This is a genomic window from Exiguobacterium sp. s7 (assembly GCF_018618195.1).
Classification (GTDB): Bacteria; Bacillota; Bacilli; order Exiguobacteriales; family Exiguobacteriaceae; genus Exiguobacterium; species Exiguobacterium mexicanum_A.
In genome coordinates this window covers 194,050-207,031 of sequence record NZ_JACSLO010000004.1, presented here as the reverse complement: position 1 = coordinate 207,031, position 12,982 = coordinate 194,050, and the positions used below count along the sequence as shown (strand labels likewise).

Here is a 12,982-nt window from a genome sequence, read left to right as displayed (position 1 = left end):
TTTTCAATTTTTATGGAAAATGTGTCTTATAGCGGGTACGCCGCATATGGTCGGGCCAGGCCGCGTTGATTTCGGCCCCAAGCAGCATCGTCGCTGCCGTCAAGTAGAGCCAGATTTGCAGCAAGATGACGATACCGATTGTCCCGTACGTATCACCAAACATCGAGAATTGGTCGACGTAGACGCTATAGCCCGTCGACAGCATCTGCCAGGAGATGACAGCGAAGATGGCACCTGGAAGCGTCTCGATGAAACGGACGTGTTGCTGCGGGGCAATCTTATAGAACATGGAGAACGCAAAGATGAGAATGATCGTCGACAACGTATAGCGCGCTAAAGTCGCCAATCTGTCGAAGTCCTCGAGCCTTGGGAACCACGTGTACATGAGCTCGACGAACTCGCGGCCAAAGATATGGAACACAATCAAGATGACGGCACCGACGCTGAAGGCGATGAGCGTGAGCAAACCAATCAAACGACGGACGACATAGCTCCGGGCCTCCGTCTCCCCGTACGCGAACACGGTCAGCTTGACGAGGCGTGCCGTCCCGTTCGATGCCGACCAGACGGCGATGATGGCCCCGATGGAGACGAGGCCGGCATTGATGTTGCCGCTGACGTCATAGACGATCGACAGCATGTCGCGCACGCTCGAACCCGGGATGAGAATCTCAATCTGTTCGATCAACAAGGCGTCGTCGATGCCGAACCACGCCATGACGGCGAACAAGAGGACGAACGTCGGGAAGATGGCAAGAAACCAAAAGAACGCGAGCGTCGCGCTATAGTCGTTAATATGATGGTCCTTGAACCGATGGCGGACGTCGATGACGAGACGGATCAGGCGGTCGAGCACTCGAGTCACTCCTTTTCTTCTTATTATCGCACATATTAAAACGCCTCATCCGGTTGGATGAGGCGAAGCGTCACTGTTCCATCAATTGTCCGAGATACGACTTCACGTCTTCGAGTGAAGCGGCGTCCGGGTTCCAGTAGTAGATGCCGTCGCTTTCTTTCCCGCCCGTTCCTTCGAGGCGAAGGACGTCCTGGTTTTTGAAAGCAGCCATATAGTCGCTCGAGAGCGTCCGGATGTCTTTGAACGTCATGTTCGTCTTGGCATTGTTGCCGAGCACGTCGAGCATGTTGTTGAACTTCGAGATGGAGAAGTCGTCTTTGCCTTTATTGACGAGCGCCGTGATGACGTCACGTTGGCGCTCCTGGCGACCGAAATCCCCGCTCGGGTCGTCGTAGCGCATGCGTGTATACGCGAGCGCCTCTGAACCGTTAAGCGTAAGTGCACCCGGTTCGAACGTATGCTCACCTGATGTGAAGGCCAAGTTGTTCGTCACGTTGACGCCCCCGAGAAGGTCGACCGTGTCTTGGAAGCCCTTCATATCAACTTCGGCCACGTAATCGATCGGGATGTCGAGCAAGTTCTCGACCGTGTCGAGCGCCATTTCGGCTCCACCGAACGCGTAAGCGTGGTTGATCTTATCAGAAGTCTCTTTGCCGACGATCTCCGTCTTCGTGTCACGCGGGATGCTGAGCATCGCGCTTTGATCTGTGTTCGGGTTGAGCGTCATGACGATAATCGAGTCGCTGCGCCCTTGTTCATCGGCACGACGGTCGACGCCGAGAAGAAGGACCGAGATCGGCTTCTTATCGTTGATGGCTTCCGTCGTCATCCGTTCCGGGCTGAGGCCCGTCGACTCGTTCAACCGTTCGACGGTCGAATCGACTTGATTGTATAGATATGTAGCTACCCCGACTCCGATGAGCAGGAACAACCCTACTACGATTCCCGCGATGATCGCGATGCGTTTAGCGGGCGAACTCTTTCTACGGCGTTTCTTGACTCTCTTTTTCTTTTGCTCTTCCATGACATAACACCTTTCCTCGAACCCTTGAATGAAATAGACCAGGTTTTAGTTTAGCACGCAAAACATTGCGACTTTTTAAATTATTTGTAAAAAAGGTAAATGATTGCCGAATGATGTCGAAATATTCGTTCGTTTTTAAGTATCGGATTTCCCTCATGAATAGTTTAGTCTTCTGCCGATATTCCTTTGTAAGAGTACCACGCCTTGGTATAGCTGAAACCGTTCTCACTTTTCACTCATACGTATAAGGTCCCATTTTTCTGTTATAACTTTACTGAATTTATGTCGAATATACGTCGAATGTGTAATTTCTTAGGTCTGTTTCCTTATATTCAAAAACCTTCATGGGACAAATGGATGATTTTTTGTAATAATTGACTCATTCGTAATGTAAATGTAAATGAAAACCTATTAACTGGTCGGAGGAATCGGCAGATGCGTTATGTCGTCACGTGTTTTTTAGAGAAAAATGAGCTTTGTTCGTTTATCGTGTATGGAGGTTCGATTCATGAGGCATCGTCCACGTTCGAGAAGACGTTAAAGGTCGCGAGTCCTTTGAATGACTTCGTCAACTTGAGTGACGGGAAGCAAGTGAAGGTCGGGTCAATCCTCGCCTACCGCATCGATGAAGTGAAGCCACTCTTTTGAAGTCCATCCATTTCGGGTAACCCTTATAAGGAAACCAATACAACGAACGGGGTGAACCGATATGGAATTAGGGATGATCGGACTTGGGAAGATGGGGTTGAACTTGGCGCTCAACTTGACGGACAGTGGACACCATGTGCTCGGCTACGACCCGGGCAACGTGTCGACGAGCCAGTTCGAGACAAAACAGTCGCTCGAAGAAGTCATCGAAGGGCTGAAGGCACCGCGCGTCATCTGGGTGATGGTGCCGGCGGGCGACGTGACCGAGCACGTCTTGAACGACCTGCACGCCCTCTTGTCTCCGGGGGATATCGTCATCGACGGCGGGAACTCGAACTATAAAGAGTCGATGCGGCGAGCCGAGCAGTTCAAAGACAAGCTCATCTACTTCTTTGACGTCGGGACGAGTGGCGGCATGGAAGGGGCGCGACACGGCGCCTGTACGATGATCGGTGGGGATTTGGAGGCGTTCGGCAAAATCGAGGAGTTGTTCCACGACGTGTCGACGGACAACGGTTACTTGTACGCCGGACCGAGTGGCAGTGGTCACTTCTTGAAGATGATCCACAACGGCATCGAGTACGGGATGATGCAGGCAATCGCCGAAGGGTTCGAGATTCTTGAGAAGAGCCCGTTCGAATACGACCACGAGCAAGTCGCCCGCGTCTGGAACCACGGCTCGGTCGTCCGCTCGTGGCTAATGGAGCTGACCGAGAGCGCGTTCCATAAGGACGCGAAGCTCGACGAAATCAAAGGGGTCATGCATGCCTCAGGGGAAGGCAAGTGGACGGTCGAGACGGCGCTCGAGTACGGCGTGCCGGCTCCGGTCATCGCGATGTCGCTCATGATGCGGCAACGTTCGCTCGAAGAGGACACGTTCTCCGGGAAAGTCGTCGCCGCCCTTCGAAACGAGTTCGGTGGGCATGCGGTTGAGAAAAAATAGTGAGATCAAACTAGTACTCGCTCTGATCGTAAGCAAATCTTTTAAAGGCGCCTTCGAGCGTCTTTTTCGTGTTTGAATCGCTGATTGTAAAGAAAGAGCTCAGTCAACGATTCGACTGAAATCTTTCAGTTTTTTTGTGTGATATTTTCTAATGTGACAAATGTCTCTTTTATAAATTTTAAGGAAAATGTTACTACGAATGGAAAGTACAGCGATTAACCTCTTAAATATACTATAATCTGTAAAATTCTAACCTTTAAAATTAGCTTATGATGAAAGGAGCACTATATCTTGTGTTGAACAAGGAGTGGAAAAACATGTTGAAACTTCATGAATATCCGTTAAACGTCTCGAAAAATCTACACAAAGCCACAAGGGAAATCCTTTATCGCCAACAGACGAACGATTGGCGAGATGTCGATTACACCTTCAATCGAATCGCCGACCAAGCGCTTCGCATCAGTGAACAAGATCATCGTTTCCAATTCGAAGGAGAGACGATGCTGTATGGACCGATGACCATCCTCAAATTAACACGCACGTTCCCCGATGGTGGGGAGATATCGTTCCAAATGATGTATCAACAGGAAGTAGACGAGGCTTATTTTGTCATTCGCGTATTGGATTACATAAGTCGTTTGAAAACAGCCTGGTTGCCGCCTGGCTTTTTGTGCGCCGGACCGCATACTTATCAACACGTCCTCCAGTTCGAGCCTTGCTTAGTCGACGAGCATTTCATTGAACACGTCATCGATTATATGATGAAGCAGAAAACGTTGATCGAGAAACGCATCAAACGCTACGGAAAACCTGTGCATCCAAGCGACACTCGTCCATTCTTCGGTGAATAAGCATCAAAAAGGCGGCCTCGGCCGCCTTTCTCATTCCATTGTATTGCCTTCGGCCGGGATTGGCGTCTGCTTCAATAGGTTCGCGAAATGGTACAAGTTGTACGCCATGACGCGTCCATTCTTTTTCGTGAAGGCGTTGTCGCGCCCGGCATCGATGTACGAGTCACCCGGTCCGGCCTCGCCGACCCAGTACGCGTCGACGTTCGGGGGGACGGTGAAGCCGATATGTGACAGGCCATACAGGATCGAGGCACAGGCATGTTTCGCCCCGTCCTCATTCCCCGTCACGACGACACCGCCGACCTTGTTGTAGTAGATGGCCTGGCCTTTGTCGTTCGTCAAGGCGCTGCCCCCATACAACCGCTCGATGACTTGCGTCGCGACGCTGCTCTTCTCGCCGAGCCAAAGCGGTGTCCCGATGATAAGGATGTCGGCGGCTTTGACTTTCTCAAAAATCTGGGGCCATGCATCCCCGTCCCCTTCATCCTCGGTCACGCCGAACGCGACGTTGTAGTCGACGACGCGGACGATCTCCGAGTCGACCCCGAGCTTGTCGAAGTGCGGGATGATATCCTTCATCAATCCTTCCGTATGCGAGGTCGTGTCCCCGCCCTTCAAGGAACAGTTCAAGAATAAGGCTTTCATCGAATCCCTCCTTAAGTAATCAACAGTTTAATGTTCCCGGCCCGTAGAAAGATTAATCTCGTCGACACGCTTGCCTTCACATGGGAAAATTAGGATAGACCAGCTTCGGGAGGACTTGCCAATGACACGTTTCATTCATATTGCCGATTTACACCATGCGAGACATACCGGGAACGCCATCACGGCTGAACGGACGAGTTTTGCCATCCAAGCCGAGAAGCTCGCCCAGATCGCGGAAGTCATTCGACATGAAAACATCAAGGCGGTGCTCATCGCTGGTGACATCGAAGTGAGCGACCCGGAAGATTTCGTCCCGTATTTGAAGACGTGGACCGCCCTCGGTGCATCCGTCTATTTGGTATACGGGGACCATGACATCAATCGGCTCGCTTACGACGACTGTTGGCGTAAGATTGAGCACGTGCATAGTTTCCTTCGACCCGGTTATGTCTTCGATGAAGCGCTCGGTGCCGCGATTTATGGGCTCAGCTGTGAGACGAACCAGACCGGGTTGAAAGAGGATGTCGCAAGGACGCCGATGCGAGACGACCTGTACCCGAATATCTTCCTTGGTCACGGGGATCGACAACGATTTCCCGCATCTGTCGTCGCCCGGCTCGGGTTCAGCTATTACGCTCTCGGTCATCATCATCGCTATGAGGTCACTCGACGTGGCGGTGCCGACCTCGTCTATCCCGGTCATGTCTTCTCGGTGTGGGACGGATGCGGCAAGGCGTGGCCGACCGGCTATGTCATCGGGGAGGTCACTCCTTCAGGGATCACACACGAGTTTCGACCATTCACAGGTCCAGAGACGCGACGGCTCAGTTTCAATCCGTACATTCGGAACGGCTCACGCCTCTTGCTCACGCGCGACAATCTCGATAGAGTTTCCGAACAATGGGTCGAAGATGATCCGACCACGCTACGAGAACTTGTCCGCTCCACGTTGGCCACTTATCCCGATGACTATTTCGTCACACCGAGCCAATCGAAAGGTTACCCGACACGACGCCTCTCGATGACCGGAAGATTGCTGCTTGAAGATGACAATCGATTCGAAGAATTCTTCGCCCGTAGCTTCAAAGCGACGAAGACGACCCAATAAAAACGACCCAATAAAAACGACCCAATAAAAACGACCCCCGATGATTACATCGGGGGTCATTCCACAAACATATGTTCGTTTTATGGGACAGCGCAAACAGGCTCGTATATATTCGCTTTTTCTATTCTTAGCGTAGCAAATCCCGCAACATAAGTCTATTCTTTCTCGACTGGAATCCGTACAGTGAAGACAGGCCCACTGAAGGAGGACATTCATGGAAACATACCGCTGGGACCTCAACTTGAAGGTCCGCTTGTTCGGCGAAGGGATATTCAATCTGTTGTTTTGGATGTACTTTCCGTTCATCACCGTCTATTTCGCCCAGTCGCTCGGCGTCGAGCTGGCCGGTCTGCTCATGGCCGTGCCGCCGCTGTTCCTGTTAATCGGTAGTTTAATCGGTGGTTCGCTCGCGGACGAGATTGGACGCCGTCCCGTCATGCTGGTCGGGACGTTCGCGCAAGGATTCTTGTTCCTCGCCTTCGCCTTGTCGACGAACGCCTACGTCGATTACATCACCTATATCGGCATCGGCTTCATGGGCGCGATCTATAAACCGGCCAGCTCGGCCATGGTCGCCGACCTCGTGCCGACCGAACATTTACGGGACGTGTTCGCGACGTTCATGGCGTCGAACAATATCGGCGCCGTGCTCGGTCCAATCCTCGGGGCGGTCCTCTTCTTCGAGCATCGCCAGGCGCTCCTGTTCGGTTGTGCCTTCGTCCTGTTCGGATACGGGGTGCTGCTCGCGGCGCTCACCCATGAGACACGGCCGGGCTCGACCGGGAAGACGGTCGCCAAAACATTCCGCACTCAAGGGCGTTCGTATGCGACGATTCTGCGCGATCCGTTGTTCCGCCTCTATTTGATTGCCGGCGTATTCGCCTTGATTCCCATCATGCAGCTCGACGTGTATTTACCGGTCTATTTGATCGAACAGGCCCCGGCCACGTTCGATGTCTCGAACACGATCCTGTTCGGCTGGCTCGTCGCCTATAACGGCCTCTTGTTCGTCGTCTTCATCATTCCCGTCACACGCGTGTTCCGGGCGTGGGACGAACGACGCGTCTTCCTGTTGTCGACGTTTCTCGCCGGCTTCGGGACGTTCCTCATCGCTTTCTCGTCGAACGTCTGGTATTTGCTCATCGTCACGACCGTGTTCACATTCGGCGAGTTGATTCGCTCTCCGGTCAGCCAGAGCTTCGTCAGCCGCTACGCCCCGGCCGAGTCACGCGGACAATACCTCGCAGCCGATACGCTCCAAAACACGATCGGTAAATTCCTCGCACCAGTCACAGTACTCATCTCAGGTTTCGTCTCCCCGCTCGCCGTGTTCACGCTCATCTTGCTGTCGGCGCTCGTCGGGATGGCGCTGTATTCGAAATTATTCCAACGACTTACGCAACAAGACGGATGACCGCGGTCATCCGTCTTTCGCCTGTCCATCGAATAATTCCTCGCCCCGCTTCACCCGACCGTCGGGATACTTGTAAGCGACATGCTCGAGCGACAGCTTCGTCGGCGTATCGAGGCCGGCCGCGTCCGCTAGCTTCCATTTCGACCGAGTCGGGTCATATAGGTCCTCGTAGCGGTTCGGCTGGTTCAAAATCAAATCGACGATGAGACGGGCCGCCACGATGCCTTGGCTCATCCCCCATTTCGAGAAGCCGGTCGCGACAAACACATGCGGCGTATCGTTCGTCATCCGCCCGATGTATGGCACTTTGTCGAGCGTGATCAAATCTTGGGCCGACCAATGATGGGTGAACGTCTCGGTACCGAAATGCCGTGTCCCGAACTCGCCGAGCTTCTCGTAACAGGCCAACGTCTCTTCCTTATGGCCCGTCAAATGGTTCTCGCCCCCGAACATGGCCATCTTCGTGCCATTGTCGAGTTTGACGTGCCGGAGCGAACGGCTCGGCTTGTCGACGCTGATGAACATGCCTTCCGGGAACATGTCGACCTCGGCCGAGACGACGTATGAACGCTCGACTTCCATCTTCGCGAAATAGAGGCCTTTGAAGTCGTTGAACGGGAAGTGGGTCGCGACGACGACGTCATGTGCCTCGATCGTGTGGCCCGTGATTGTATCAAGTCGGTTCGGCGTCCCATATTCGATGCCGGTCACCCGGGTCATCTCATAGAATGTCCCACCGAGCTCGAGGAACCGGTCCATCAGCCCTTGTAAGTATTTGACCGGATGGAGTTGGAGCTGGTCGCGCATGACGGTCGCCTTCTTGACGTCGTATGGCAACAGACCGTTCACTTCGTCCGTGGCGTCACCGCCGTCGATCCCGAGTTGTTCATACGCCTCTTCTTCTTTCTCGAGCAGTTTCGCCGAGCTCGACGAGGAGAGAGAATACATATAGGCGTGCTGGCGCTCGAGGTCACAGTCGATGTTCAGTGTGTCGACTTGCTCCTCGAGGAAACGGAGCGCGTCCATATTAGCCTCATAATAGAGCCGCGCCTTGTCCTCCCCGAGCGATTTGACGAGCTCCGTATAAACGACGCCGTGCTGGGCCGAGACTTTGGCCGTCGTGTAACCAGTCGTGCCCGTCGCGAAACGGGCCGCTTCGACCAAGACGACTTGCTTCCCTCGTTCGGCCAACTGCAATGCGGCGAGTACGCCGACGATGCCAGCCCCGACCACGGCAACCTCTGTCTTGACGTCTTCGTTGAGCGGTTTCAGCGTCTTTACCTCGACGTCGCGCCAAAACGATTTCGGAAAATCTTGTAACATACGTGTCCCTCCTCCAAGAAAATCCAACTGTTTCGAATGCATGGATGAATTACCCTTCATTCGAGAACGAGAAACAAAAAAAGAGACCTGGCTCAGGTCTCTTGGTCGCTCGGGATGACAATCTCATCGAACTGTTGGTCACGGCAAAGGGTGATGGCCTGCATCGCAAGCTGGTAGTCCACTTCCGGCAATGTGATCAGCTCGGTCGGGAGCACCCACTCCTTGTTGTTGTACAGATGGATGACGAGTTTGACGAGAATGAAATCCTGTTTCTCGAACGTGTTGTCGTCGATAATATTGGCCGTACTGATTTTACCTTGCTCAAGATCCATATACGGCAACAATAGATTCCGCACCCGCTCATTCCCGGCGATCACGTAAAGGGCGGAGAAATACTCTTTCTTGACGTCTCCGGGATTAATGAGGCGCTGGGCCAACTGTTTGAACACGTCGTAGTGCTCGGTCGTCAAGAAGTTAAGGTTATTCATGTCTGTCGTTCCTCTCTGTGTAAGCGAAAATCAATCTGTTTATACTAATTCCACCCTTTTACACTTTATAATCCTCTGACAATGTTTATACCCCACCTGTATCTGCCAAATCTTTTCAAAATTTTAGGTTTTTATTTATTTTGATAGTGGAACTATATCTTTGTCGTTCATTCACCAGTTGTTCAAAAAAGGATGAGTTCCATGTTTCGTCATCAGAAGGAATTGCAGTTCGAAGTGAAAGTCGATCGTCCCGACCCACAGCTCGCCCGGCAAATCCAAGAGGTGCTCGGCGGTCAGTTCGGGGAAATGACCGTCATGATGCAGTACTTGTTCCAAGGCTTCAACTGCCGCGGAGAAGAAAAGTATAAGGACATGCTCATGGACATCGGGACCGAGGAAATTGGCCACGTCGAGATGCTCTGTGCCCTCATCTCGCAACTGCTCGACGGGGCGTCACCGGACGACCAGGCCGATGCGGCGAAAGACCCGGCGACGGCAGCCATCCTTGGCGGGATGAACCCCCAGCATTTGATTGTCAGCGAGCTCGGCGGACTGCCGACGAACTCGAATGGGGTGCCGTGGAACGGATCGTATATCGTCGCGAGCGGGAACTTGCTCGCCGACATGCGCTCGAACTTACACGCCGAGACGCAAGGCCGGCTCCAAGTCGCCCGTCTGTATCATATGACGAAAGACGAAGGCGTCCGGAAATTGTTCCGCAAGATGCTCGCCCGTGACCGCTACCACCAGTACCAATGGATGGCGGCCATCGATGAGCTCGAAGAGAAGAACGGCGTCATCGTGCCAGCAAGTTTCCCAGCGAAAGACGAGAAAGAAGCAGAGAAACATGGCCTCGAGTTCTGGGACTTGTCGGAAGGCAATGAGTCGAGCCAAGGCAAATGGGCGACGGGCAGCGCGCCGGACGGTGCCGGCGATTTCGTCTATTTGAGCGACCCGGCCCCGCAAGGCCAGAAGCCGGTCATGGACATCCCGGACAAGACGCTGCATCACGATTTGGACGATCCGGGCAGTGTCGAGAAAATCGTCAAAAAAGTGACAGACCAAATCAAAGGCAAATAAGAAAAAGGCTGGCCCGAGGGTCAGCCTTTTCACATGCGCCGGAGCGAGATGGCTTCACGCATCTTCTGGAGCGATTCTCTCCCCTCTTCCCCGCGCCGCATCATGACGACGGTGAACAAGGCGTCGATCAGACTGAGCTCGGCGATTCGCGAGGCGAGCGCCTCAGAACGGAATTCTGTCTCTTGCGACACCGTATAGAGGGCGACGTCACACAGCTTCGACAGCGGTGACTTCGCATAGTTCGTGATGGCGATCGTCGGCACCCCGCGCTCGTTCAACACTTTCGCCACGTCGAGCGTATCTTTCGAGGCACCCGAGTGTGAGATGAGGACGGCGACGTCATCTTCCGTCAGCTGAGATGCCGACATGAGCTGCATGTGCGACTCGAGGTTCGCCGTGACGAACAGACCGCTCCGGACGAACTTATGATAGGCGTCGAGCGCGATGACGGCCGAGCCCCCGCTCCCGAAGAACTCGATGCGCTTCGCCGACAGCAGCAGGGCGACCGATTTGTCGAGCGAGGCTGCGTCCAAGATTTGCCGTGTCGCCTCGAGCGTCTTTACGTTCGAGGTGAAAATTTTCTCGGCGATCTCATGTGGCGTGTCTTCGTTCGAGATGTCTTCATGGATGTCTTGGAGCGGCGCGACGACGTCGGTGGCGAGCGCGATCTTCAGCGCCTGATAGCCTTTGAAGCCGACGCGCTGACAGAAACGGAACACGGTCGACTCGGCGACGTCGAGGTCGTCAGCGACTTGGTTGATCGTATGGTGGATGATGCGTTCGGGCTGTTTCAAGATATAGTCGGCGATGCGTTGCTCTTTCTTGCTCAGTGTCGTATAGGCCCCACGGATGCGGGCCAGGCCGTTCATCGATTCCATGTGTCTCACCCTTTTTCTTTTTACGATACCGTTTCGAAAAAAATTCCGCAATCAAAGACTGACCTTCAATTTTATTTTCAAAGAAGTATTGATGTTGATTTGAAAAGGGAAAAAATTATTTCTAACGAATAACTGTATGTATTCTTACATAATTCAAGAATCAGGAGGTCGATTTGTGTTAGCTGAGATTAAAGGAAAAGTCAGTCGTACCGGTTCAAACTTATCAGAACGCTTAGAAGACAATTTAACAGGCAATGTCTTCGGTGCTCTACGCTATCTTCCCTTTTCAGACGGACTTGGAAAAGTATTAGCGAATTCAGTTCAATCATCGAACGTCGAATCAATCATTAAAGAAGTCACTGACGACTTTTGGGCAAATAAGATTGAATTTTGGCCATATGACCAAGAAGGTGAGCTAGATGCTCTACTCACTTTTGATGACACCATTATCGGAATTGAGGTGAAATTTATTAGCGGCCTCTCTTCAGTGGATGATGCTGACGATGGCTCGTATACATTAAGTAAACACCAACTCGCAAGGGAATCTCGGATTGTTGCACGTAAAGGCACTAACAAGGAGAAGGTGCTTCTCTTCATTGCGGATCGACAAATGTGTAAGGCTGTAAAAGATGATATTGGAGATTCCAAAGAGTCCAATAGAAAGTTAATTGAAAACGGAGTCGAATTAGGGTTCATTTCTTGGCAAGATTTTTTGCATGAATTAAAACAATTAAATGGATTAGATCAGTTTCAACAGATTATCATCCAAGATTTAATCGAGTTGTTGACGAGAAAAGGGTTTGAGGACTTTATCAATATGGACATCAACGGAGCACCATTCATCCATTCAGACCAATTATTCAACTTCAACATTTCAACCAATAAAGTAACAATCGATTTTAAAAACGATACCCTAATCAACAAGGAGCTATATTATGAATTCAACTGAGAACGTAAGAAACGCCTTCCATGTCGTTTATAACACATACGAGAACATACATAAATTAATGGACTACACGAAAACTATTGCCCCGGAGAAAAGTCATTACGTCAGTGTCGTCGATAAGTTTCTACGCTACAAATCAGACAATGATTTTGCTGGTTGGTTCATCGGTGATTTCATTCTTATCTTTCAAAACAAAGACCACAATGAGTTCGAAAATGAATGGCGGGACGGACCGTTATATGTCATGGAGATTGAGTTGTATGATGAGGAATTAGAGTTGAAAGAAAGTCAGCTTCCTTGTATTCGATTGTCCAAATTTGTATATGACAATGAAACGATGCAGGGCTGGGGGAAAGGGTGCTCTCCATCAAACCATTGGAGATTCTATTATCCATTACGCAATGCTGATTTGATGAACATTGAGTTGGACAATGGTTATTCTCGTATCACTCCCATTAATCAAGAAAGTAGCGATCGTCATTACTGGGGCGTGCAACATATCGTCAGTAAACAAATCCCTTTGATGGATGTCACGGCTGATAATGTCGTGGACAAAATATTCAAGACGTTCGATTCCCTTTAACCCCCCGTTTTTCATATGTTTGACCGTCCCTCTCAATCATGAAGCGGGACGGTTTTTCGTTTATATGATTTCAATGTCTGCTGATAATAGGTTTATCTTTCTAATGTGCCAAACTATTGACCCACCGGGGAAAATATTCCCTTCACGTCAAGACAAATATGCTATGCTAGGAAAGCTCATTTTTGAGAGACTGTC

Annotated in this window: 14 protein-coding genes; 8 read left to right on the top strand and 6 right to left on the bottom strand. The window is 51.5% G+C overall.

The window, feature by feature from the left end; all coding sequences use genetic code 11:
* Positions 1-10: 10 nt before the first annotated feature.
* Together KNP79_RS07545 and KNP79_RS07540 are read right to left on the bottom strand one after the other, a co-directional pair.
* The gene (locus KNP79_RS07545; RefSeq protein ID WP_215191768.1) at positions 11-856 is read right to left on the bottom strand and encodes a YihY/virulence factor BrkB family protein; all 846 of its coding nucleotides are present in this window, start codon (positions 854-856) and stop codon (positions 11-13) included.
* Between the two features lie 70 nt (positions 857-926).
* Positions 927-1,880, bottom strand: a complete 954-nt coding sequence (locus KNP79_RS07540) for an LCP family glycopolymer transferase (protein WP_215191767.1) — start codon at positions 1,878-1,880, stop codon at positions 927-929.
* 435 nt (positions 1,881-2,315) lie between these two features.
* Here KNP79_RS07540 and KNP79_RS07535 point away from each other — a divergent pair, with 435 nt between their 5' ends.
* From KNP79_RS07535 to KNP79_RS07525, 3 genes are all read left to right on the top strand, one after another.
* Positions 2,316-2,528, top strand: a complete 213-nt coding sequence (locus KNP79_RS07535; protein WP_034779072.1) for a hypothetical protein — start codon at positions 2,316-2,318, stop codon at positions 2,526-2,528.
* 61 nt (positions 2,529-2,589) lie between these two features.
* Positions 2,590-3,471, top strand: a complete 882-nt coding sequence (gene gnd, locus KNP79_RS07530; RefSeq protein WP_215191765.1) for a phosphogluconate dehydrogenase (NAD(+)-dependent, decarboxylating) — start codon at positions 2,590-2,592, stop codon at positions 3,469-3,471.
* 317 nt (positions 3,472-3,788) lie between these two features.
* Positions 3,789-4,322, top strand: a complete 534-nt coding sequence (locus tag KNP79_RS07525; protein WP_215191763.1) for a hypothetical protein — start codon at positions 3,789-3,791, stop codon at positions 4,320-4,322.
* A 30-nt stretch (positions 4,323-4,352) separates the two neighbouring features.
* Here the strand turns inward: KNP79_RS07525 and KNP79_RS07520 are convergent, their stop codons facing one another.
* Positions 4,353-4,967, bottom strand: a complete 615-nt coding sequence (locus KNP79_RS07520; protein ID WP_215191762.1) for a flavodoxin family protein — start codon at positions 4,965-4,967, stop codon at positions 4,353-4,355.
* A 121-nt stretch (positions 4,968-5,088) separates the two neighbouring features.
* Here KNP79_RS07520 and KNP79_RS07515 point away from each other — a divergent pair, with 121 nt between their 5' ends.
* The gene (locus KNP79_RS07515) at positions 5,089-6,075 is read left to right on the top strand and encodes a metallophosphoesterase family protein (protein WP_215191760.1); all 987 of its coding nucleotides are present in this window, start codon (positions 5,089-5,091) and stop codon (positions 6,073-6,075) included.
* 214 nt (positions 6,076-6,289) lie between these two features.
* Positions 6,290-7,489 (top strand): MDR family MFS transporter, encoded by a 1,200-nt coding sequence (locus KNP79_RS07510; RefSeq protein WP_215191758.1) that lies wholly within the window; start codon positions 6,290-6,292, stop codon positions 7,487-7,489.
* Between the two features lie 6 nt (positions 7,490-7,495).
* On the opposite strand, the gene KNP79_RS07505 is transcribed toward KNP79_RS07510, so the two are convergent.
* Together KNP79_RS07505 and KNP79_RS07500 are read right to left on the bottom strand one after the other, a co-directional pair.
* Entirely contained in the window at positions 7,496-8,812 is a 1,317-nt protein-coding gene (locus tag KNP79_RS07505; RefSeq protein WP_215191756.1) for an NAD(P)/FAD-dependent oxidoreductase, read from the bottom strand.
* A gap of 92 nt (positions 8,813-8,904) precedes the next feature.
* The gene (locus KNP79_RS07500; protein ID WP_214764298.1) at positions 8,905-9,300 is read right to left on the bottom strand and encodes a hypothetical protein; all 396 of its coding nucleotides are present in this window, start codon (positions 9,298-9,300) and stop codon (positions 8,905-8,907) included.
* A gap of 201 nt (positions 9,301-9,501) precedes the next feature.
* Between KNP79_RS07500 and KNP79_RS07495 the strand changes: the two genes are divergently transcribed.
* On the top strand, positions 9,502-10,380 hold the full coding sequence (locus tag KNP79_RS07495; protein ID WP_215191754.1) for a manganese catalase: 879 nt from the start codon (positions 9,502-9,504) through the stop codon (positions 10,378-10,380).
* Between the two features lie 29 nt (positions 10,381-10,409).
* Here KNP79_RS07495 and KNP79_RS07490 read toward each other — a convergent pair whose 3' ends face one another.
* The gene (locus KNP79_RS07490; protein WP_214710785.1) at positions 10,410-11,258 is read right to left on the bottom strand and encodes a MurR/RpiR family transcriptional regulator; all 849 of its coding nucleotides are present in this window, start codon (positions 11,256-11,258) and stop codon (positions 10,410-10,412) included.
* A gap of 175 nt (positions 11,259-11,433) precedes the next feature.
* Here KNP79_RS07490 and KNP79_RS07485 point away from each other — a divergent pair, with 175 nt between their 5' ends.
* Both KNP79_RS07485 and KNP79_RS07480 read left to right on the top strand, forming a co-directional pair.
* Positions 11,434-12,207, top strand: coding sequence for a hypothetical protein (locus KNP79_RS07485; RefSeq protein ID WP_215191752.1), 774 nt, complete (start codon positions 11,434-11,436; stop codon positions 12,205-12,207).
* Complete coding sequence (locus KNP79_RS07480) at positions 12,194-12,787, top strand: hypothetical protein (RefSeq protein WP_029594778.1); 594 nt, start codon at positions 12,194-12,196, stop codon at positions 12,785-12,787. Before KNP79_RS07485 ends, KNP79_RS07480 begins: the two co-directional genes overlap by 14 nt.
* Positions 12,788-12,982 lie beyond the last annotated feature (195 nt).